Here is a 23,390-nt window from a genome sequence, read left to right on the forward strand (position 1 = left end):
ACGCATTCTTTTGTGGTTAATTGTTATTCTGCTATGCCTGTTACTTAAGGGTAGCGCGGGCTAAGCAGTGAAACCGAGTAGGAACGGTGACCGCCGTCCCTTGTTTTTATTTTATGCCTATTTTTTATCTAGGTCAAATCACTTCCAACAACGCTTGTACAGGGTGTTTGAGTAGCTGATGTTCCATTCGTTTCACTTGGCTACGGCAAGAGTAACCAGTGGCAAGGCAACGGGATAAGGTTTTGCCTTGTAACTTCACTTGCCACGATTGTGCGTAAATCTCTTTTGACATTGCAAGGTGTTTGGTTTCGTGCCCGAATGTGCCTGCCATTCCGCAACAGCCGATATTTTCCGCCGTTAAGGTTTCGCCGAAATGGGCGAAAATCTGTTGCCACTCTTTCAAGCTGTTTGGCAGCGAGGTGCTTTCGGTACAGTGTGCAAATAAGTGCCACGGTAAGCGGTTGGTTTCAGCTGATTTTTTGCAATGGTCGAGAGTGCCGTTTTTCAGTTGAGCCAACAGCCATTCGTGAGCCAGCAACACCTTAAATTCGCCACAGTCGTCTTTTAAAATTTGGCGGTATTCTTCACGGTAAATCAAGGTTAAGGCAGGATCAACGCCAACCATTGCAATGCCTAATTTGGCAACACGGTTTAACAATTCGGCTTGTGTGCGAGCGGTGTTGGCAAACTTGTGCAAAAAGCCTTTGATATGTTGTGCTTTACCCGTTGGGTTGAACGGCAACACAATCGCTTTGAAGCCGAGTTTTTGGGCGAGCTGAACAAAGTCCGCCACCACTTTGGCATCATAATAAGAGGTGAAGGGATCTTGTACCACAAGGACATATTTGCAAATTTCTGTGTCTAACTGACCGCTTGTCGCAAGCTGTTCTAGTTCTTCCAAGGTTTTGCCTTGATAGCCGATTTCAACTAACTGTTGCTGTAATGTCGGCACGGATAAGGCTGGTAGATCGACCATTCCGATGGTTTTACTTACAACGGTTTCAGCCAGTTTGTTGGCACTGAAAAAGTTAAACAACTTCGGCTGTTTTGCCATTATCGGTGCAACAAATTCGAGGTTTGCCACCACATAATCTTTCAGCGGACGCAGGTAACGGCGGTGATAAAGTTCGTTAAATTGTGAACGGAACGTTGGTACATCAATTTTTATCGGACATTGGCTGGCACAGGCTTTACAAGCAAGGCAAGTATCCATTGCCGATTTCACTTCGTGGGAGAAATCATACTCTTGTGATTTTCGCCACTGATTACGGATTTTCTTCGCAAAATCGACTAATTTCGCCGATGTTTGCTGTTTTTCAAAGATCAACTCATCAGGGGAAACATTTTGTTCCGCCAGTAAACGTAGCCATTCACGCACTAACGTTGCTCTTCCTTTCGGTGAAAATAGGCGGTTGCCCGACACTTTCATTGACGGACACATTGTACTGTGTACATCAAAATTGAAGCACAAACCGTTGCCGTTGCAATTCATTGCCCCTTTAAAGGCTTCTCGCACTTGAATAGGAATTTGTCTGTCTAGATCGGCACGCATTTGCGAGTCAATCGGATAAAGGCTGGCTTGGCTATCTAACGGCGTACAGATTTTACCCGGGTTCAAGCGGTTTTGCGGATCGAAAAGCTGTTTGATATAACGCAACTCTTTCCATAAGGTTTCGCCGAAGAACCGCTCGCCATAGGCAGAACGCATACCTTTGCCGTGTTCACCCCAAATCAAACCGCCGTATTTTGCAGTTAATTCAACCACTTGGTCGGAAATCGCTTTGAATTTGGCAACCTGTGCTTTGTCGCATAAATCAAGGGCAGGACGAACGTGCAACACCCCTGCATCGACGTGTCCGAACATACCGTAATCCAAACCGTGCTCGTCGAGCAGTTGGCGAAATTCCACAATATAATCTGCCAAATGTTCAGGCGGTACGCAGGTATCTTCCACGAAAGCGATCGGTTTTGCCCAACCTTTTGCGTTGCCCAGCAAACCGACTGCTTTTTTCCGCATTGCATAAATTTTTTCAATCGAAGCCACATCGTTGCAAAGTTGGTAGCCGATGATACCGCTTGTGCCGTCTTGGATTTTTTCATCTAGAGCTTGGCACAGCTTGGCAATCCGCGCTTCATTCTGAGCCTTATCATTTGAAGCATATTCAACAATGTTAATCCCCAAAATCGGATTGTGTTCATCTTCAGTGAGCAGATCCGACACCGAATGCCACACAATATCTTGTTTGGCAAGGTTCAGCACTTTGGAGTCCACCGTTTCAACCGATAGGGCTTGGGCTTGCAACATAAAAGGGGCGGAACGTAACGCCGCATCAAAGGAATTATATTTAATGTTAATCAGCGTTCGGTATTCAGGAAGCGGAAGAAGATTGAGCTTAGCTTCGCAAATAAAGGCAAGAGAACCTTCGGAGCCAGTGAGAATACGGGTTAAATTAAATTCGGAGAGATCGTCGTTAAATACATTTTTCAGATCATAACCCGTCAAAAAGCGGTTCAGTTGCGGTAGTTCTTTCAGCACGGTCGGGCGTAACGCTTGGCAACGTTGGAAGATCTCGCTATGCAATTTTTTGCCATTCGCCGTGAGATTAAGTTGATCGACATTTGCAAAAAAATCATCGGTTTTGACCGCTTGTGTTTCCAAAATATCGCCGTTCATCAACACCGCTTTAATCGCCAAAATATGATCGGAAGTCTTGCCGTATTGCAACGAACCTTGCCCCGATGCGTCTGTGTTGATCATTCCGCCTAAGGTTGCTCGGTTGCTGGTTGAAAGCTCAGGAGAAAAGAATAGCCCGTGCGGTTTGAGAAATTGATTAAGCTGATCTTTCACCACGCCAGCTTGCACTCGCACCCAACGCTCTTGTACATTCAGTTCCAAAATTTGAGTTAAATGACGAGAGAGATCAACAATGATATTGTTGTTCAGCGATTGCCCGTTCGTGCCAGTACCGCCACCACGCGGGGTAAAGGTTAAGGCTTGGAATGCGGTTTTTTGTGCCAGTTTGGTTAAAATCACCACATCAGCAACGGATTTCGGAAACAAAATCGCTCGGGGCAGTTGCTGATAGACGCTGTTGTCGGTGGCAAGAGAAAGGCGATCAGCATAGTTTGACGCAATATCACCACTGAAATGTTGCTGTTTGAGTTCAGCTAAATATTTCTGAACAAGCGGATTAAGTTGAGGTATGTTTGCAAGGCGTGGGATCATAGTTTTTTAATCTGTTAAAATTTTAACGAGATCTTAGCAAGATTTTCATTTAATGAAAATTACTACAAAAAAATTGGCAAAGCATTTAAAAAGTTGCAATTTATTACATTTACTTACATTTCCTTGAGTGCTTATAAATTGATTTCTTTTATATTAATGGGATAATAGTTGCATTCTTGCCTCGTTCTTTAAGAAAGAAAAGACAGGAATGTAAGAAATTTCAGCCTCGACACGGCTTCTTTGAAAAAGTTCGCTTGTATTTCGGATTTTTTTTAGTAAAATGTAGGCGAAATTTCGACTTTCTTTTCGTATTGAAGAATAGAAAGCGTAGTTAAAGCCTTAGCGTAATGATTACGCTAAGAATTTTGTTTAATTAGATGACGATAATAGAGGATCATCAAAATGAAAAAATCTTTAATTGCATTAGCAGTATCAGGTTTAGCAGTTGCTTCTGTAGCTCAAGCTGCTCCACAAGCTAACACTTTCTATGTAGGTGCTAAAGCTGGTTGGGCAACATTCCACAATGATATTAATCAAATTGACTCTAAGTATGCTAATGATGCACGTTATGATGCTACTAATTTAAAATATGGCATTAGCCGTAACTCTGTAACTTACGGTGTGTTTGGTGGTTACCAAATTATTGACAACTTAGCAGTTGAATTAGGTTACGATTATTTCGGTCGTGTTCGTGGTAACAAACAAGAATTCCGTGCATTCAAACACTCTGCACACGGTACACACTTAAGCTTAAAACCAAGCTATGAAGTATTAAACGGTTTAGACGTTTACGGTAAAGTTGGTGCTGCATTAGTTCGTAATGATTACAAACGTTACTCCACAACAAGAGAACCAGTTAAATCGCATAACTTAAAAACTTCATTAATCGTTGGTGCAGGTGTTGAGTATGCAATTCTTCCTGAATTAGCTTTCCGTGTTGAATATCAATGGTTGAGCAATGTAGGTAACTTCACTAAAGCTGAAGCGAAAGAGAATCGTAGAGCAACTTACAACTATAGCCCAGATTCTCATTCTGTGACCGCAGGTATTTCATATCGCTTTGGTCAAGGTGCAGCACCAGTTGCAGCAGCACCAGAAGTTGTAACTAAAAACTTCGCGTTCAGCTCAGACGTATTATTTGACTTCGGTAAAGCAAACTTAAAACCAGCTGCAGCACAAACATTAGACGCAGTACACACTGAGATCGTAAATTTAGGTTTAGCAAACCCTGCTGTACAAGTAAACGGTTACACAGACCGTATTGGTAAAGATGCTGCCAACTTAACTCTTTCACAAAAACGTGCAGAAACAGTAGCAAACTACATCGTTTCTAAAGGTGTTAACCCAGCTAACGTAACAGCGGTAGGTTACGGTGAAGCTAACCCAGTAACTGGTAACACATGTGACGCAGTTAAAGGTCGTAAAGCATTAATCACTTGCTTAGCACCAGATCGCCGTGTTGAAATCCAAGTTCAAGGTTCAAAAGAAGTTTCTATGTAATCACTTTTGAATCCAAGAAACTTAAAAAATGCCCGCAAAAGCGGGCATTTTTATTATACCGAGAAACTTTTATTCTTTATTTTACCCATCTATTTCTTCACCGGTTTGATCCCACTTAAAGTTTAATGCAATAGAATTTAAGCAGAAGCGTAATCCTGTAGGTTGAGGCCCATCTTTAAAAACGTGTCCCATATGGGCATCACAATTGCCACAGCGAATCTCAACACGATGTCTGCCTAAACTATAATCATCTACATAACGTAATGAAGACTCCGAGATCGTTTCATAAAAACTTGGCCAGCCACAACCAGCATCAAATTTGGCATCAGAACGAAATAACGCATTATGGCAACGAACACAGCGATATGTCCCCACCCTATTTTCTTTTAGGAACTTACCACTGAAAGGTTTTTCTGTACCTGCATTTAAACAAATTTCAATCTGTTCTTCGGTTAATTCACTAATATCTTTAATCATTTTAAATCCTTTTCTCTTATTGGTTTGTTACCAATTATTCTAACTTTTTTTAGTTAAAAGCAAGAGAGGGTTTTAAAAAATTTGACATAGATCACATAAAATTTATCTGCTATATTTTGCTCTGTTCTTTAGTTGTCAGAAAAGGGAAAGATTGTGTTATAATCCTCTCGCTTTTCCAATGTCTAGGAAAGAACAAATTTTGTTTAACTTTAATATAGGTAGAAAATCTATGGCAATTAAAATTGGTATTAACGGCTTTGGCCGTATCGGTCGTATCGTATTCCGTGCAGCACAAAAACGTGATGACATCGAAGTAGTTGGTATCAACGACTTAATTGATGTTGAGTATATGGCATATATGCTCAAATACGATTCAACTCACGGTCGTTTCGATGGCACTGTCGAAGTAAAAGACGGCAAATTAGTTGTAAACGGTAAAGAAATCCGTGTTACTTCTGAGCGTGACCCAGCTAACTTAAAATGGAATGAGATTGGTGTGGATATCGCAGTTGAAGCAACAGGTTTATTCTTAGACGATACAACTGCTCGTAAACACATCGAAGCTGGTGCGAAAAAAGTCGTTTTAACTGGTCCATCTAAAGATAACACACCTATGTTCGTAAACGGTGTAAACTTCAACGCTTATGCTGGTCAAGACATTGTTTCTAACGCTTCTTGTACAACAAACTGCTTAGCACCACTTGCTCGTGTTATCCACGAAACATTTGGTATCAAAGAAGGTTTAATGACAACTGTTCACGCAACAACAGCAACACAAAAAACTGTTGATGGTCCATCAGCAAAAGACTGGCGCGGTGGTCGTGGTGCGGCACAAAACATCATTCCATCTTCAACAGGTGCAGCGAAAGCAGTAGGTAAAGTATTACCAGCATTAAACGGTAAATTAACAGGTATGGCGTTCCGTGTTCCAACAGCAAACGTATCTGTTGTTGATTTAACTGTAAACTTAGAAAAACCAGCAAGCTACGAAGAGATCAAAAAAGCGATCAAAGATGCAGCAGAAGGTAAAACATTCAACGGCGAATTAAAAGGCGTTTTAGGTTATACTGAAGATGCAGTAGTATCAACAGACTTCAACGGTGCAGTTGAAACTTCTGTATTTGATGCAGATGCAGGTATCGCATTAACAGATACATTCGTGAAACTTGTTTCTTGGTATGACAACGAAACTGGTTACTCAAACAAAGTATTAGACTTAGTTGCTCACGTTTACAACTACAAAGGCTAATTAAAATAGTAATATTGGAAATGGCAATATATAAATCTATATTGCCATTTTTTATATAGAAATAAGCCTATATGAAGTAGTATATAATAAATTACCAATTCACTGAATTATTTATAGCCTCACGTTGTCCTGAATGAGATAGTCTTAGATATAAAGCAGTCATATTTACATTTGAATGCCCTAACAGATCGGCTAATAAAGCAATATTATTATTTTTCTTTAAAAATTGTATAGCAAAGAAATGCCTAAAATTATGAGGGTGGACAACATTTTTTCTGATGCCATACTTTTCTGCATATATTTTCAAATTATGAGCAATACCTCTAGCTGAAATAGGTGCTCCATATCTATTCAGGAATAATTCTTTTTTATGATTTTGAAAAAATTCACGAGATTCATTAATCAGGCTTTGAGGAATATTAATTCTTCTAAATTTTCCTTTAGAATGGCATTCAGCATATCCTTTTTCTAAATCTTGTATTGTGAATTTTACTAGTTCACTTATTCTAGCTCCAGTGCTTCCTAAGAACCTTACAATAAAGTAATAACGTAAATTATGTTCCTTTAAATAATCGCATAGAGTTTTGTATTCTGGAAATGACATGATTCCTTCTGTAAAATGATACTTAGGTAATGGAATATGCTTTAATTTAAATGGTTTTATATTCTTATGATTGAAAATACTTTGATAAAAAATTGATATTAAATGTTATATCTTATATTTATTGATCCTCCTATTAAAAATAATTCTAAATTTATCACTATTAAAAGTAAGTTCGTAATATATTTTATATGTTTTTTTATCTTAAAAATAATTAACTTTTGTATTGAAGTTGATTATTTAAAATGTTATAATTAACCTTCTTTCTATAGAAGGTTTTCACTTAATAATTGAATAGCTTATAGAAATAATTAGGTATGTTTACAACGCAATTAGGAAATTTTAATGAGTGAATTGGCTAAAGATATTATTCCTATCAGTATTGAAGAGGAACTAAAAAATTCCTATCTTGATTATGCAATGTCTGTGATTGTTGGGCGAGCGTTACCAGATGTGCGAGATGGTTTGAAGCCCGTTCATCGACGCGTACTTTTTTCTATGGATCAAAGCGGTAACGTATCATCTAAACCTTATGTGAAATCGGCACGTGTAGTCGGTGATGTGATCGGTAAATATCACCCTCACGGTGATTTTGCGGTGTATTATACGATTGTGCGTATGGCTCAGCCGTTCTCTCTTCGTTATATGTTGGTAGATGGTCAAGGGAACTTTGGTTCGATTGACGGGGATGCGCCTGCGGCAATGCGTTATACCGAAGTGCGTATGCAGAAGATTACGCAAGAATTGTTAACGGATTTGGATAAAGAAACAGTGGATTTCTCGCCAAACTATGATGGTAAAGAGATGATCCCTGATGTATTACCGACTAAAATTCCGGCATTGCTTGTTAATGGTTCTTCGGGAATCGCCGTGGGTATGGCAACCAATATTCCTCCTCATAACCTAAATGAAGTGTTAAACGGTTGCTTAGCTTATATTGAAAACGAACAAATTACGATTGAAGAGTTGATGCAACATATTCCCGGTCCTGATTTCCCAACGGCGGCGATTATTAATGGTCGTAAAGGGATTGAAGATGCTTATCGTACAGGTCGTGGCAAAGTGTATGTACGAGCCAAAGCCAGTGTCGAAACAACTTCAAAAGGCCGTGAGCAGATTGTCGTCACGGAATTGCCGTATCAAGTTAATAAAAAGAATTTAATCGAAAAAATTGCCGAATTGGTGCGTGATAAGCGTATTGAAGGTATTTCAAGTATTGAAGACTATTCTGATAAAAAAGGGATTTCGATTGTTATTGAAATCAAAAATAATGCTGTTGGTGAAGTGGTACTCAATAATTTGTACGCTCTAACACAAATGCAAGTGACTTTCGGTATCAATATGGTGGCACTCGATCATGGTCAGCCAAAAATTTTCAATCTCAAACAGATTATTGAAGCTTTCGTGATGCACCGTCGTGAAGTTGTAACACGCCGTACAGTCTTTGAATTGCGTAAAGCACGTGAACGTGCACATATTTTAGAAGGTCTAGCGATTGCATTAGCCAATATAGATCCTGTGATTGAGCTGATTCGAAATTCCAAAACTGCCGATGAAGCACGTGAAGGTTTATTGGATCGTCCGTGGTCGTTAGGTAATGTTGCACCAATGCTTGAAGCAGCGGGTGTAGATGCTTCTCGTCCAGAAGATTTAGCCTCTGAATTCGGCGTACGTGACGGGCAATATTATTTATCGGAAGTCCAAGCTCGTGCAATTCTAGAGCTTCGCTTGCACCGCTTAACAGGCTTAGAACACGAAAAAATCGTAGACGAATACAAAGAATTATTGGTAGAAATCAGCGAGTTATTACACATTTTAAATAGCTCAGAGCGTTTAATGGAAGTCATCCGTGAAGAGCTTGAAAAAATCAAAGCCGAATTTGGCGATGAGCGTCGCACTGAAATTACTGCGGCTTCAGGCGATATTAATTTAGAAGATTTAATTGCTCAAGAAGATGTAGTTGTGACCTTATCGCACGCTGGTTATGTGAAATATCAGCCGTTATCGGATTACGAAGCACAACGTCGTGGTGGTAAAGGTAAATCAGCAACGAAAATGAAAGAGGATGATTTCATTGAAAAATTATTGGTCGCTAATACTCATGATACCATTCTCTGCTTCTCAAGCTGTGGTCGTTTATATCAATTAAAAGTCTATCAATTACCACAGGCAAGCCGTGGTGCAAGAGGTACGCCAATCGTAAATATTCTTCCACTTGTAAAAGAGGAGAATGAGCGTATCACTGCAATTCTTCCCGTTCCAAATGGTGAATTTAGCGCTGATAAATTTATTTTTATGGCAACGGCGAGTGGTACGGTGAAAAAAGTTTCGCTCGATGCATTTAGTAATGTTAGATCAAGCGGTCTAATTGCATTAAAACTTCGCGAGGGTGATGAATTAATCGGGGTAGATATTACCAATGGCGAGAGTGAAATCATGTTGTTCTCGGCACAAGGTCGAGTGGTACGCTTTGCAGAAACTGCAGTGCGGGGAATGGGGCGTGTTGCAACAGGGGTTCGAGGTATTAAATTAGCAACAACCGAAATTTCAGTCGATGATGCTGAAGAAGTCGATATTGAAACTGTTGAAAACGAAGAAGCTGAAGAAGCCTCAAGTGTTAACTTAACCACCGATAAAGTGGTTTCCCTTGTAATTCCACATACTCAAGGTGAAATCTTAACCGTTACCCAAAACGGTTATGGTAAACGTACTGCCTTAGGTGAGTATCCGGTCAAATCTCGTGCAACAAAAGGGGTGGTTTCAATTAAAGTGAATGAACGTAACGGTAAAGTGGTTGCAGCAGTTCAGGTTGAAGAAAATGACCAAATTATGTTGATTACCGATGCCGGTACATTAGTACGTACTCGTGTAAACGAAGTCAGCCTTGTAGGACGTAATACCCAAGGTGTTCGTATTATTCGTACCGCAGAAGACGAACATGTTGTCAGCCTTGAACGAATCTGTGAAATTGAAGACGACGGTATAGAAAATTTATCTGTTGAAGAAGCATAATTTATTAAGGCTGTGATTCACAGCCTTAATATTTTGTAAGATAATGCCTTATTTTTATTGGGATTGTCCTAGATAATGGCTAAAAGCTCTATTTTAGATCAAAATAGGCATAGTAGACAAAAGTGTTGGTAAAAAGTGGGCTAAAGCCTTATAGCACAAGGCTTTAAGCTCACTTTTGAAATATGAACAAAAAACTGTCCTTTTTGCCTTAAGAACAATATCCAAAAGTATGGAAAGAAAAATAATATTCAGAGATACTTTTGTTCATCCTGTCATAAAACCTTTTCTTCCACAAATAAATTAAATCCAATAGATATTAATGCCATTGTTAAAATAACAATGGCATTGAGCATGAAATTCTAATTTATAGGCGCTAGATTACCACACAAAACCTACCCCTCCTCCAATCATAGTATCCCGCTGAGTATTACTGCTAACAGACGCTCGAATAAGCCATTTGCCATTATCAGAAATTTTGGAATAACCTATAGCATAGGCAGATTGCCCGCGATATTGTGCATTAGAAACAGAAATAGCACTTTTACCTGGTAAAGAAATTTGTGGCAAATTAGCCATCGCCCCAGCAGAAGCAATACCCGCTCTTGCATTAACATCAACACGACCAATATCTCTTGATAATTGATTAAATCCTGTATTCACAGAAGAAACCACTTTGTTGAGCTGACGAACATTCACAATATCGCCCTCAGCACTACCATCTCCAACGTTGGTAATTCTGGCACCATTCATATTTACAACTGGATTTCCTTGCTTATCTTTACCTAAAGATACTTTCGTATCGCCATTACTAATTGAAGTAATGTCGCTTAAATCTCCAGACACGCTCATATTGTAAATATTCTGACCATTTGCACCCGCTGTTCCCTGCGGTCCTTGTGGTCCTGCTGGACCCACTGGACCAGCTTCGCCTCTATCGCCCTTAGGACCTGCTACCCCTGGAAGCCCTTGTTCGCCTCTAGGACCTGTATCTCCTTTTTCTCCTTTAGGACCCGCTTGTCCTGGATCGCCTTTATCCCCCTTAGGTCCCTGAGTACCTGCTATTCCTTGCGATCCTTGTGGTCCCGTTGGACCCGCAGGTCCTTGAATACCTTGCTTGCCTTCAGGACCCTGTTCACCCCTAGGACCCGCAGGACCAGTTTCTCCTTGCTCACCCTTAGCCCCTGCTGGACCCGCAGGGCCTCGTGGTCCTGCTGGACCCGCTTGTCCTGGTTCGCCTTTATCCCCCTTCTGTCCCGGAGTACCCGGTATTCCTTGCGGTCCTCGTGGTCCCATTGGACCCGTAGGTCCAGTTGCACCTGCAGAGCCAGTTTCTCCTCGCTCACCCTGCGGTCCTCGTGGTCCTGCTGGACCAGCAGGACCAGCTTCGCCTCGCTCACCCCTAGGACCTGCTACCCCTGGAAGCCCTTGTTCGCCTCTAGGCCCTGCTGGACCTGCAGGGCCAGTTGCACCTGCTGGACCTGCTGGACCTTGAGCACCTGCTGGACCCACTGGACCCGTAGGGCCTGTTTCACCTCTAGGACCTGCATCTCCTTTAGGACCCTCAGGGCCAGTTTCTCCTCGGTCACCCTGCGGTCCTCGTGGTCCTGCTGGACCCGCTGGGCCTGTTTCTCCTCGGTCACCCTTAGCCCCTGCTGGACCCGCAGGACCAGGTGCACCTCGTGGTCCTGCTGGACCCGCAGGGCCAGTTTCGCCTTTCTCTCCCCTAGTAATAGTATTACTGCTGCCATCCGTATAAGTAATTTGCAAATTACCATTTACCATTTTAGTCTCTTTAATTAACTTACCAATCGTAGAAATCGTAATATTTCCGTTCGTTTGTTCTAATTTAATATTATTTCCAGCGGTAAAGGTTACGGTCTCGTCCATTTTGATAAGATGTGCCCCAGGTGGAGTTGCTTCACCCCCCATTCCCTTAGCAATTGCAAGTTTCCAACCTAAATTGTCAATGTTATCAATTTTATTTTTCAATGTTTCATCTAATTTCAATGTGATGGTATCATTGCTTGCGGAAGTCTTAATCTCACCGCTTGTACCCACTACTTTAAGCGTACCATTCCAAATGCCTACCTTGCCACTGCTGTTGTTATCGCCTTCTGTTTGCATGGTGAGCGATTTAAGCTGTGCCACGTTTACTGCATCGGTATCTTGTGTACCAGCCGCCACATTGACGATTTGGCGTTTGATTAGGTTATTACCCACAGAAACCGCACCAATTTTATTATTACCATCAACCTTTTCTGTAGATTTAAAGCCGTTAGCGACAGTTGCTTCCGTTGTGACAGAATGAGCTTGTTTTAACCCCTCTACACCGCCAGCTGTATTTGCATTAGAACCATAACCCAATGCCACACCGCCGCCCACGGTGACAACGGTATTATTACCAAGTGCGGTTGCTCTAGCAGCACCATCATTTGTCATGGCTCTTTCACCCACAGCAACAGAGTGCATACCACCGGCAGAGGCTTTATAACCCAAGGCAGTAGAATGGCTTCCAGCTTTTGCTTCGCGTCCAATTGCCACTAATTTTTCACCTGTCACATCGATACTGGCACCCACAACAACAGAGTCTGCCCCTGTTGTTCTCGCAGAATTACCTATCGCAATGGAATCTGTCCCAGCACCTTTCGAGTCCCTACCAACAGCAACGGCGTTTTTTCCAGCAGTTGCACCACCACCAACCGCAATACCGTAATCAGCGGTAGACTTACTTCTCGCACCGATAGCAATAGATTGTAACTTACTTGCAATAGCAAGGTTACCTACTACAACTGTTTGAGTACCTTCCCCCTTGGCTTGCCCGCCTAAGACAACAGATTCCTTTCCCGCTTTTGACTCTTTCCCGATGGCAATTGCTTCCTGCCCACTTACTTTAGTATTGTAGCCTATCGTAATAGTGTTTGGTTGTACTCCTGAATCTGCTTTATAACCTATCGCAACATTATGCCTAGCTTTAGCTTTTGCGAGCTGACCGATAGCAATAGCACCATACCCAGCCTCACTAGTTTTACCAATACCAATAGTACCGTCGTCAGTTCCTAAATTCGATTTAGTAGCACCATCTATAAGATATGGTTGTCCTGTGTGTTTTACACCTAATACTGGATTAAAAAATATACTTAGTAATACTAGACTTAAAAGACTTAATTTAAATTTATCTTGCTGTTTATCTAAAAAATAATCTGAGGTGCATACTTGAGCTCTTTTATCCGTGCAAGCGGATGTTTTAGTATGAGACTTTACTAACTCAGACACAACCACCCAAGCCTGTTGAGCATGACTCCAAATAACTCTAAATATTTTATTCATAATAACCTTCTCTACTGTTTTTCCTAATAAAAAATCATAAACCTTTATTTACGTTTTCAGGATGCACAAATGTCCCCGCACGCTATTGTAAAAAAAAAAAAAAAAAAACAAGAGTTACACAAAACTAAGAATAAAATAACAAGAATTTTTCAACTTTTATCAATAAAAGCTAGAAATAATAGGCGGAAATCTAATGAAAGCGGTGATTTAGATAGGATATTTGGCATAGTAGACAAAAGTGTTGGTAATAATTAGGAAAAATAATTAAAACCAACACTTTTGTCCATTAGAGGCATAGTTTGCAGAAAAACCAACACTTTTGTCTACTATGCCTCAAATTATCATAATTACTGTCTTGGCAAGTAGCGAGCAGGATCTACCGACTTACCTTGATAGCGGATCTCGAAATGCAGTTTGTTGCTGTTTGTCCCTGTGCTACCTAAAGTCGCAATGGTTTCGCCAGCTTTAACATTATCTTGTTCTTCCACTTTGATACTATCGTTGTGAGCATAGGCACTCAAGAAGTCATCATTATGTTTGATGATAATTAAGTTGCCGTAACCTTGTAGTGCGTTACCTGCATAAACTACTCGACCTGCCGCAGCCGCTTTTACTGGTTGCCCTTTCGTTCCTGCAATATCTAAACCTTTATTGCCCCCTTCAGATGCAGAGAAACCAGAAATTACACGCCCTTGCGTCGGCCACTGCCAGCGAATTGACGATGCCACTGCTGGTACAGATGTTGAGCTGTAGTTCGGGGTATTGTTAGCCGCAGTTGCGGTTACTCTTGGGGTTGTAGAAGTTTGAGCAGGTGGAACAGTGCCTACACTCGCTTTCACAGGACCAGTCATTGTACCATCTGAGCCATAAGCAGTGCCGTTCGGTGCTTGGGTATAAGTTACTACAGGTTCTGGTGACTGAACAGTTTGTTGTTTTGGTTCAACAGGTTGAGTATTACCCAATTTTAAAACCTGCCCTACACCAAGTTGATAAGGCTCGCTCATATTGTTCAAAGCAGCGACTTCCTTAACATCTTTACCTGCAATGTATGCGATGAGGAACATCGTATCGCCTTTGCGGACAGTGTAGCTATCGCCATTATAGAAGCCTTTATCAATTTGACTATAAATAGGTGCATTGTTAGCGTCACGAGGAATAGTAAAATCTTGTGATACAGGCTTTTTCGCTACGGGTGTTGTTTTAGCTGTCGGCTTTGTTATTGGCTGAGGAACAACTTGATGCACGGGTTGAGGTGCTTGATAAGTTGGCTGCGGAGCTTGATACACAGGCTGAGGCACTGGCGGTTGTGTATAAGTTGGTTGTGCCATCGTGCTTGGCATAGAAGTGCTTTGCACATCTGTCTGCCAGCCGTAATTAGTATTGTTTTCCCCCATACCAATAGGTTGCATTACGCCAGGTGATAAATCAGAACCTTCCGCATTTACCACAGGTGCAGGCGTATTTGAACCGCAGGCAGTCAAAACTAATGCTGCAAGCGGTAATAAGAAAAACGATTTTTTCATTCAATTATCCTTCAAAGAAAATGAAAACGCCAAAGGGCGTTCAAAAAAGTCTAAAACGCTACAGCGTCTGCTCAATATCGTAATAGACGCAACCTCTGCGTCTATTCAAATGTCATTACAAATAAAACTATTTTACTCTAAGTACTTGACCTACTTTCAATGGCGTTGCTGTACTCAAATTATTTAAAGCAGCAATTTGATTAGGTGTTTGCTCTGTCAAATAAGCCACTAAAAAGAGCGTATCGTGTTTGCCAACGGTATAAGTGCCATCTGTATAGCAACCTTTCTGAATTTGGCTATAAATCGGAGCATTACTTCCATCTCTTACCACATTACAACTTCCCACCACTTCACTTTGACCGCCGTAGTTCGTTTGAACATTGCTCGGTTGGCTATAAGTCGGTTGTGGTTCAGGCTGATAGGTCGGCTGCGGTGCTGGTGGCGGAGTATAAGTTGGTTGAGGCTGATAAGTTGGCTGTGTCATTGAGCTTGGCATACCCACTTGTTGAACTTCGGTTTGCCACGCAGATCCAACCTCTGTCACTTCAACATTAGGCGAGGTTTCTGACGATGTATCTGATGAACACGCAGCTAACACTACTGCTGCAAGCGGAAGTAAAAGAAACGATTTTTTCATAATAGCCTCTTATTTTAATAAGGTATAAATAACATAGGCAGCAACGGCAATAGACACTGTTCCCCAACCAATTAATTCTATTGAGCGACGGATCTTATCGGCGTATTTCTCACCGCCCCACGCAGATAATTTTGCCACAAGAATGAAGCGAGCAAAACGAGAAATTGCAGCGGTCAAAATAAAGGGTAAAAAAGACATCTGCAATACACCTGCACAAATAGTAAATACTTTAAACGGAATTGGCGAGAAGCCTGCTAAAAAGACGATTGCTACTCCCCAAGTTTCAAACCAATCCATGGCTTGATCAAAACTTGCTTGCATTCCCCAGTCTGTAATAATCCCTTTTACCCAATCAAATGCATATAAGCCGATAAAGTAACCAATGATACCACCTAAAACTGATGCAAGCGTAGTATAAATCGCATAACGTGTTGCCATCTGTGGTTTACTCATCGACATAGGAATTAGCATCACATCAGGCGGAATAGGGAAGAAAGTCGCTTCAATAAAACTGACAAAACTTAACCAGCCTGCAGCAAAGCGATGTTTTGACCATTCCATCGTTTTATCATAAATTGTTCCAAAAAGTTTCATTTAAAAAGTCTCATTTAAACGTGAAATTGACAAATATGCAGTCATATCTGGTTGAATAGGGGTGATAGACACAAAGTTATGGTTGATCGCATAAAAATCAGTGCCTTCGCTTTCATCAGTCGGCTTACCGCTTGCCCCAATCCAATACACATTTGCCCCACGCGGATCTTGTTGCTTAATAATCTCAGCCGCAGGAGAACGATCACCTAACCGAGTAATTTGAATACCTTGCAACTCGCGATAAGGAACATTTGGCACATTCACATTTAACACTTGATTTGCAGGAATAAGATTTGCCGTGATTTTCGGCAATAGTTCAACCACCACTTGTGCAGCCGTATCGAAATGGCATTTGCCTGTTAAATAGGTTGAACCGTGAGAACCCACTAAAGACACCGCCACTGATGGCAACGGTAAGTGACGACCTTCAAGAGCCGCAGCAACGGTTCCCGAATAGACCACATCATCACCTAAATTTGCCCCGTGATTAATCCCTGATACCACCAAGTCAAACGGCTCATCAAGCAAACCATTTAATGCAAGATGAACACAATCGGCAGGCGTACCTGCAATCACCGTATAATCACCATTCTCAAATTTATGCACACGAAGCGGATCAACCAGTGTTAAACAGCTTGATGCCGCACTGCGATTGCGATCAGGGGCAACAATGGTTACTTTATGTCCTGCTTCTCTTAATGCTTTCGCTAAAAATTGAATACCGTGGGCGTGAAAGCCATCGTCATTGCTTAATAGTATATTCATTGTGATTTATTTCCTTATAGTTTTAATTCCCCCCTTTTTCAAAGGGGGAAAGTTTAGTTATTCTTCGAGCTGTACTAATTCTCTCACCAACGCTGTGGCATAACTGCCAGCGTCTAAAAAGAATTTCAACCGCAATCCATCATCTTCAAATGCCCATTCAAAGTGCTGTGGTTTACAAAACATTGCACGGCGAGATGAGTTCATTCGTTCTTTTGCCGTTAATGCCAGTAGATCTTGATGTTCCACTACAATTTTTTGCTCATATTAAAAAAGGCACGAGAAAGTGCCTTATCGTTACTTAATGGCTATTTTAACAGTTATTTTTAAATATTGAGCTGAAATCTTGCGGAAAAACAATAAATTTTCTGTGAAATTTGGTATAGTTCGCACGTTTTTATTTTACATTTCACTCAATAGGAGAAACAAAATGGCACGTCGTCCGTTAGTAATGGGTAACTGGAAATTAAACGGTAGCAAAGCATTCACTAAAGAATTAGTGGAAAGCTTAAAAAGAGAACTTGATGGTGTTACAGGTTGTGATGTCGCAATCGCACCGCCAGTAATGTATTTGGCAGAAGCAGAAGCGGCATTGGCGAGCTGTGGTTGTGAATGCACCACGAAGAAACTCATTGCATTAGGCGCTCAAAACGTTGATGTGAATGTACAAGGTGCATTTACAGGTGATATTTCAACTGCAATGTTAAAAGATTTCGGTGCGAAATATATCATTATCGGTCACTCTGAGCGTCGTACTTACCACAAAGAGAGCGATGAATTTATTGCGAAAAAATTTGCAGCATTAAAAGAAGCAGGTTTAGTGCCAGTGTTATGTATCGGTGAAACTGAAGCAGAAAATGAAGCTGGTCAAACCGAAGCAGTATGTGCTCGTCAATTAGATGCAGTATTAAATACTTTAGGTGCAGAAGCATTCAATGGTGCAGTAATTGCGTACGAACCAGTTTGGGCAATCGGTACAGGTAAATCTGCAACCCCAGCACAGGCGCAAGCAGTTCACGCTTTCATTCGTGGTCACATTGCAAAACAGTCACAAGCAGTGGCAGATCAAGTGATCATTCAATACGGCGGTTCAGTCAATGATGCGAATGCAGCAGAATTATTTACTCAGCCAGACATTGATGGTGCGTTAGTGGGCGGTGCGTCACTTAAAGCGCCTGCATTTGCGGTGATCGTAAAAGCAGCAGAAAAAGCGAAAGCGTAATTTTTTCGCTTAAAGACAAGCGGTTAGATTTGGTAAAATTTTTACAGAATCTCACCGCTTGTTGATATTATTTGCTTGTAAACTATGCAAATAAGTTAAAAATATAAAAAAAGGGTTGATCTCCAACGTAAAATCCGTATGATACGCCCTCGTTACGCAACGTTAAGGGTCGTTAGCTCAGTCGGTAGAGCAGCGGACTTTTAATCCGTTGGTCGAAGGTTCGAATCCTTCACGACCCACCACTTAATCAGCGTTCTTTTCTAAAGGGTCGTTAGCTCAGTCGGTAGAGCAGCGGACTTTTAATCCGTTGGTCGAAGGTTCGAATCCTTCACGACCCACCACTTTAGAATTCAACTCCCAAATGGGTCGTTAGCTCAGTCGGTAGAGCAGCGGACTTTTAATCCGTTGGTCGAAGGTTCGAATCCTTCACGACCCACCACTTTTATTTTGCATCAAATCGAAAAAATCTTTCCGCTTGTCGTGGCTTTTTTGGTTGCCTTATAGTAAGGTTTACTCTGTTTTTCTTTTGATTAAAACTTCATAGCAATGTTAAAAAAAATTCTTATTTCTCTTGGGCTTTTATCTGTTATTGCCCTTGGCGGTGGCATTTATGTTTACCAGAAACTCAATCAGTTAGCTGAACATAAATTAACCGTTAAACCTGAGCAACTGTTTGTGTTGGAAAAAGGTACATCAAGTCAAAAACTCGCTCAGCTATTAGCAGAGCAAGGCATTATTCATCGTGATGATGTGGAGCTATTACCCTATTTGATCCGCCTTAACCCTAAACTCAGTAAATTTAAGGCTGGGGTTTATGCGTTAGATAATATCGCTACGGTGAAAGAGCTGTTGCAACATTTCAATAGCGGTAAAGAAGTGCAGTTAAATGTGCAATTTATTGAAGGAAAAACCTTTAAAACGTGGCGTGAGCAGTTGGCAAAGGCTCGCTATTTAGAACAAACTTTGACGGATAAAACAGAGGCTGACATTGCTAAACTATTGGGGATTGCTCAGGATAAATTGGAAGGTTGGCTAGCCCCTGATACTTATAGCTATGTGCCTTATTCCAAAGATATTGATGTGCTTAAACGTGCCTATCAAAAACAGCAAAAGGCGTTGGAACAGGCTTGGCAAAATAGGGCAGAAAACCTACCGCTTAAAACGCCTTATGAAATGCTAATTTTGGCTTCGATTGTCGAAAAAGAAACGGGGATGGCGAATGAGCGTCCGCAAGTAGCATCGGTATTTATCAACCGCTTGAAAAATGGCTGGAAATTGCAGGCCGATCCAACTGTCATTTACGGTATGGGCGATAAATATGATGGCAATATCCGTAAGAAAGATCTGCTTGAACCTACGTCTTATAATACTTATGTGATTGATGGTTTACCGCCGACACCGATTGCAATGCCGAGCGAAGCGTCAATTAAGGCGACGGCACAGCCTGACAGTACGCCTTATTTCTATTTTGTGGCGGACGGTTCGGGTGGGCATAAATTCAGCCGTACTTTAGATGAGCATAATAAAGCGGTGCGAGAGTGGATCCAAATTGAGCGAAATAAAAAGAGTGAGAACAAATAATGCGTGGAAAATTTATTGTCATTGAAGGATTAGAAGGGGCTGGAAAAAGCAATGCACAACGTATTGTGAGCGAAACCTTAGCGGCTCACGGTATTGAATTTATTACCACTCGTGAACCAGGCGGAACTCCGATTGCCGAAGCACTTCGCAATCTATGGAAAGAAGGCGAAGACGGCGAGCATACAACCGACAAAGCGGAAGTATTGATGATTTATGCGGCTCGTATACAGTTAGTGGAAACGGTGATTGAACCAGCTTTAGCTTCAGGCAAATGGGTTGTTGGCGATCGCCACAATATGTCAAGCCAAGCCTATCAAGGCGGTGGACGGGGATTAGCGGAATTGGTGGATGAGGTAGGTTCGGCGATTTTAGGTGATTTTGAGCCTGATTTTACGATCTACCTTGATATTGAGCCATCGATAGGTTTAGAGCGAGCAAGAGGGCGTGGAGCGTTAGATCGTATTGAGCAACTCGATATCGACTTTTTTCACCGTACCCGTGAGCGTTATGTATCCTTAGTCAAAGACAATCCGAAAGCGGTGCTCATTAACGCTGAACCAGCGATAGAACAGGTGTCGGCGGATATTCAACAAGCGGTGGAAATATTTTTAACATCAGAGAAATAATCTGAAGATTGTTTTGAATGTGTAAATATAATATATTTACGAAAGGAGCATATACATCTTTTCAGATTATTGACAAAATGATTTGGTAAGTTTTTATCTTCTTCTCTTCGGTTTTACGTCTGCCAAATCTCCCCTAACCCCTCTTTGCTAAAGAGGGGGATCAGATCGAAGGATATTCTAGTTGATCTACAAAATCCAAAATCATTTTGAAGAACTTCGATCTGAAATTTTTATCTGAGTAAATTCCCCTCTTTAGCAAAGAGGGGGATCAGATCGAAGGATATTCTAGTTGATCTACAAAATCCAAAATCATTTTGAAGAACTTCGATCTGAAATTTTTATCTGAGTAAATTCCCCTCTTTAGCAAAGAGGGGTTAGGGGAGATTTGGCAGAAGTAAAGGCAAAGTGAGGGAGTAATGAAACGAATGAAAAATAAGAGCATATTTAGTTTTATTAGCTGGTAATTTGTTGAATGAATATGAACCTTTACCCTTGGCATAAACAAACCCACCACCAAATCACTTCGACTTTTCAACAAGGTCGGGGGCATCACGCTTTATTGTTTAAAACAGACAGCGGTTTAGGCACAGAGCAACTTATTCGCCATTTTGCCCATTGGTTGCTTTGTCATACGCCACAACAGAACCAACCTTGCGGACAATGCAAAAGCTGTTTGTTATGGCAGAGTGGCAATCACCCTGATTTTCACCTGTTAGCCCCGATTGATGATAAAGATATTGGGATCGATCAAGTGCGAGAAATCACTGCCAAATTACAACAGTTTGCTCAACAAGGCGGAAATGCCGTAGTTTATCTGGCTGGTGCGGAACGTTTAACGGAAGCAGCGGCGAATGCGTTACTGAAAACCCTTGAAGAGCCGAACCAAAATGTCTATTTCTTATTGGAAGCCCCTTTGCAAGCCACAATGCTTGCCACCATACAAAGCCGTTGCCAGACGTGGTTGGTTCATACGCCTGAGCCGTCACAAGCGTTTGAGTGGCTACAAACGGAATGTCCGACCGCACAGCCAAGTGAGATTGAAACCGCACTTCGTTTATGCCACAACCGCCCATTGCTTTGCAAAACATTCCTTGAAACAGACCGCTTGCCAAGCCGTAAAACCTTTTTGCAGACCTTTTGGCGTTTTTACAAAAGCCGAGATGTTTTCTTGCTCTTTTCTGCTTTTGACAAAGAGCCTGAGCAAGTGCTACAACAGCTTGAATGGCTGGGTTCGTTTTTCAGCGATGCCCTGAAAGCCAAAATGCAAATCGCAACAGGTTGGCTCAATCCTGATTTGCAAAACGGTATTCTGCCTTTTAGCGAACAACTGACGGCTCAAAGTTTACTGAAAGGGCATCAAATTATTCAACAAACCCAACGGGATTTACGCGAAGTCAATGCGGTCAATCAAGAGTTGATGTTGTTGGACTGTTTGAGTAAGTTGGTGCTAGAGGTTTTTGAGAACTAACTTTCCCCTTGTAGTCGCTGTAATAAACGATCCATCGCCCGATAGCCCAAAGCTTCAGCCAGATGGGGTTGTTGGATTTGGGCTTCTCCAGCCAAGTCAGCAATGGTGCGAGAAACTTTGAGAATACGGTGATAAGCTCGCACCGACAAACCTAATTTCGTTAAGGCATTTTCTAAAAATAACGCATCTCGATCAGCCAGTTTGCAATCTTGTTCAATCTCTTTGGTCGTTAGTTGAGCATTGATTTTCCCCCGACGGTTAAATTGCAAATGTCTTGCTTCAAGTACCCGCTTGCGAGCCTGTTCGGTGGTTTCCCCTCGTTGATCGGTATTATTTTGCAACGCACCTTGTGGCAGTAGCGGAACTTCAATTGAGAGATCGAAGCGGTCGAGAAAAGGCCCGGATAAACGGTTGAGATAACGCATTAATTGCTGTGGCGATGTTCGGTTATGCGTACCTTGATAATGCCCTGTCGGGCTTGGGTTCATTGCGGCAATCAGTTGGAAACGAGCAGGGAACTGCACCTTGGCATTGGCTCTGGAAATAATGATTTCTCCCGACTCCAGCGGCTGGCGTAATGCATCTAACACTTTCCGTTCAAATTCGGGCAATTCGTCTAAAAACAGCACGCCATTGTGTGCCAACGAAATTTCCCCGGGTTTCGGGATCGACCCTCCCCCTACTAAGGCAACCATTGATGCACTGTGATGTGGGGAGCGGAAAGGGCGTTTTTTCCAGTTTTGGAAATTGAGTTCATTTTGTACAAGACTGGTGACAGATGCCGTTTCAATCGCTTCATCATCTTCCATTTCAGGCAACAGATCGGCAAGGCGACTAGCAAGCATTGTTTTGCCTGTACCAGGTGGACCTAAAAACAACAGATTATGCTGACCACTAGCGGCAATAATCAATGCTCGTTTGGCGTGTTGTTGCCCGATAATATCGGTTAAATCACGGCTGACAAGCGGTCTGTTTTCGGCAATATTTTGCGAAAGCTGCTGAGCAATCGGCAGTTGATCTCGATTGTTGAGAAAATTGACAACCTGCAACAAGGTTGAAGCACAATAGGTTTGGGTATTAGAAACCAAGGAAACTTCATTGGCGTTTTGTTGTGGCACAATAATTTCCCGTTTCGCTTTACTTGCTGCCAACACCGCAGGAATTGCACCGTGAACCCCACGCAAATGTCCTGTCAAAGACAGCTCTCCAAGCAGTTCAATCCGTTTGAGTTTATCGCTGTCAATTTGCCCTGATGCTGCCAAAATCCCGATGGCAATGGGTAAATCAAAACGTCCGCCTTCTTTGGGGAGATCGGCAGGGGCAAGGTTGATAGTAATACGTCTGGCAGGGTAATCAAAATTGGCATTCATCAAAGCACTTCGCACCCTATCTTGTGCTTCTTTGACGCTTTTTTCGGGCAATCCAACTAGGGTAAGTCCAGGGCTTCCGCCACTGATATGCACTTCAATGGTTACTAATGGGGCTTCAACACCGATAGATGCTCGGCTGTAAATAATCGCTAAAGACATACTTTTTCCTCTTTTTTATATTAGCGTAAAAAGTATGTTTGTTTTTGAATAGCAAA

The 23,390-nt window shown here is 41.8% G+C and carries 17 protein-coding genes, 3 tRNA genes and 1 pseudogene; 11 read left to right on the forward strand and 10 right to left on the reverse strand.

Annotated features, from left to right (window positions below; translation table 11 throughout):
- Positions 1–133: 133 nt before the first annotated feature.
- A complete protein-coding gene (ydiJ, locus tag J1G47_RS10590) occupies positions 134–3,226 on the reverse strand; it encodes a D-2-hydroxyglutarate dehydrogenase YdiJ (protein ID WP_207326626.1) in 3,093 nt (1,030 codons plus the stop codon).
- A gap of 402 nt (positions 3,227–3,628) precedes the next feature.
- Here ydiJ and ompA point away from each other — a divergent pair, with 402 nt between their 5' ends.
- Positions 3,629–4,726: a porin OmpA gene (gene ompA, locus J1G47_RS10595; RefSeq protein WP_021115555.1), complete on the forward strand. Its 1,098-nt coding sequence runs from the start codon at positions 3,629–3,631 to the stop codon at positions 4,724–4,726.
- 81 nt (positions 4,727–4,807) lie between these two features.
- Here the strand turns inward: ompA and msrB are convergent, their stop codons facing one another.
- Complete coding sequence (gene msrB, locus J1G47_RS10600; protein WP_005714128.1) at positions 4,808–5,203, reverse strand: peptide-methionine (R)-S-oxide reductase MsrB; 396 nt, start codon at positions 5,201–5,203, stop codon at positions 4,808–4,810.
- Positions 5,204–5,432: 229 nt separating this feature from the next.
- On the opposite strand from msrB, the gene gap reads away from it, so the two are divergent.
- The gene (gene gap / locus J1G47_RS10605; protein WP_021112078.1) at positions 5,433–6,452 is read left to right on the forward strand and encodes a type I glyceraldehyde-3-phosphate dehydrogenase; all 1,020 of its coding nucleotides are present in this window, start codon (positions 5,433–5,435) and stop codon (positions 6,450–6,452) included.
- A 91-nt stretch (positions 6,453–6,543) separates the two neighbouring features.
- Here the strand turns inward: gap and J1G47_RS10610 are convergent, their stop codons facing one another.
- On the reverse strand, positions 6,544–7,056 hold the full coding sequence (locus J1G47_RS10610; protein ID WP_160580323.1) for a tyrosine-type recombinase/integrase: 513 nt from the start codon (positions 7,054–7,056) through the stop codon (positions 6,544–6,546).
- Positions 7,057–7,398: 342 nt separating this feature from the next.
- On the opposite strand from J1G47_RS10610, the gene gyrA reads away from it, so the two are divergent.
- Positions 7,399–10,065 (forward strand): DNA topoisomerase (ATP-hydrolyzing) subunit A, encoded by a 2,667-nt coding sequence (gyrA, locus tag J1G47_RS10615; RefSeq protein WP_160413563.1) that lies wholly within the window; start codon positions 7,399–7,401, stop codon positions 10,063–10,065.
- 219 nt (positions 10,066–10,284) lie between these two features.
- The gene (locus J1G47_RS12345; RefSeq protein WP_423972590.1) at positions 10,285–10,428 is read left to right on the forward strand and encodes an IS1/IS1595 family N-terminal zinc-binding domain-containing protein; all 144 of its coding nucleotides are present in this window, start codon (positions 10,285–10,287) and stop codon (positions 10,426–10,428) included.
- A gap of 15 nt (positions 10,429–10,443) precedes the next feature.
- Here the strand turns inward: J1G47_RS12345 and J1G47_RS10620 are convergent, their stop codons facing one another.
- From J1G47_RS10620 to truD, 6 genes and pseudogenes are all read right to left on the reverse strand, one after another.
- Positions 10,444–13,392, reverse strand: a complete 2,949-nt coding sequence (locus tag J1G47_RS10620; RefSeq protein WP_207326627.1) for an ESPR-type extended signal peptide-containing protein — start codon at positions 13,390–13,392, stop codon at positions 10,444–10,446.
- Between the two features lie 347 nt (positions 13,393–13,739).
- Positions 13,740–14,915, reverse strand: a complete 1,176-nt coding sequence (locus J1G47_RS10625) for a peptidoglycan DD-metalloendopeptidase family protein (RefSeq protein WP_207326628.1) — start codon at positions 14,913–14,915, stop codon at positions 13,740–13,742.
- A gap of 127 nt (positions 14,916–15,042) precedes the next feature.
- Positions 15,043–15,552, reverse strand: coding sequence for a LysM peptidoglycan-binding domain-containing protein (locus tag J1G47_RS10630; protein WP_207326629.1), 510 nt, complete (start codon positions 15,550–15,552; stop codon positions 15,043–15,045).
- 9 nt (positions 15,553–15,561) lie between these two features.
- Complete coding sequence (locus J1G47_RS10635) at positions 15,562–16,146, reverse strand: YqaA family protein (RefSeq protein ID WP_005713232.1); 585 nt, start codon at positions 16,144–16,146, stop codon at positions 15,562–15,564.
- On the reverse strand, positions 16,147–16,911 hold the full coding sequence (gene surE / locus J1G47_RS10640; protein WP_075592352.1) for a 5'/3'-nucleotidase SurE: 765 nt from the start codon (positions 16,909–16,911) through the stop codon (positions 16,147–16,149). It abuts the gene before it with no gap.
- Positions 16,912–16,968: 57 nt separating this feature from the next.
- Positions 16,969–17,145, reverse strand: a pseudogene (truD, locus tag J1G47_RS10645) (tRNA pseudouridine(13) synthase TruD); the annotation flags it as partial.
- A gap of 193 nt (positions 17,146–17,338) precedes the next feature.
- Here truD and tpiA point away from each other — a divergent pair.
- The 7 genes from tpiA to J1G47_RS10680 all read left to right on the forward strand — a co-directional run bounded on the left by tpiA (position 17,339) and on the right by J1G47_RS10680 (position 21,805).
- A complete protein-coding gene (gene tpiA, locus J1G47_RS10650; protein ID WP_010786562.1) occupies positions 17,339–18,130 on the forward strand; it encodes a triose-phosphate isomerase in 792 nt (263 codons plus the stop codon).
- A 166-nt stretch (positions 18,131–18,296) separates the two neighbouring features.
- Positions 18,297–18,372: transfer RNA gene (locus J1G47_RS10655), tRNA-Lys, on the forward strand.
- Positions 18,373–18,395: 23 nt separating this feature from the next.
- Positions 18,396–18,471: transfer RNA gene (locus J1G47_RS10660), tRNA-Lys, on the forward strand.
- Positions 18,472–18,493: 22 nt separating this feature from the next.
- Positions 18,494–18,569, forward strand: a tRNA-Lys gene (locus J1G47_RS10665).
- Between the two features lie 107 nt (positions 18,570–18,676).
- Entirely contained in the window at positions 18,677–19,711 is a 1,035-nt protein-coding gene (gene mltG, locus J1G47_RS10670) for an endolytic transglycosylase MltG (RefSeq protein WP_207326630.1), read from the forward strand.
- Entirely contained in the window at positions 19,711–20,337 is a 627-nt protein-coding gene (gene tmk / locus J1G47_RS10675; protein WP_015939900.1) for a dTMP kinase, read from the forward strand. Before mltG ends, tmk begins: the two co-directional genes overlap by 1 nt.
- A gap of 478 nt (positions 20,338–20,815) precedes the next feature.
- Positions 20,816–21,805, forward strand: coding sequence for a DNA polymerase III subunit delta' (locus J1G47_RS10680; RefSeq protein ID WP_112063220.1), 990 nt, complete (start codon positions 20,816–20,818; stop codon positions 21,803–21,805).
- On the opposite strand, the gene J1G47_RS10685 is transcribed toward J1G47_RS10680, so the two are convergent.
- Positions 21,802–23,334, reverse strand: a complete 1,533-nt coding sequence (locus J1G47_RS10685; protein ID WP_015939898.1) for a YifB family Mg chelatase-like AAA ATPase — start codon at positions 23,332–23,334, stop codon at positions 21,802–21,804. The genes J1G47_RS10680 and J1G47_RS10685 overlap by 4 nt on opposite strands.
- Between the last annotated feature and the right edge of the window lie 56 nt (positions 23,335–23,390).

The sequence above is a fragment of the Glaesserella parasuis genome (genome assembly GCF_017352235.1).
Lineage (GTDB): Bacteria > Pseudomonadota > Gammaproteobacteria > Enterobacterales > Pasteurellaceae > Glaesserella > Glaesserella parasuis.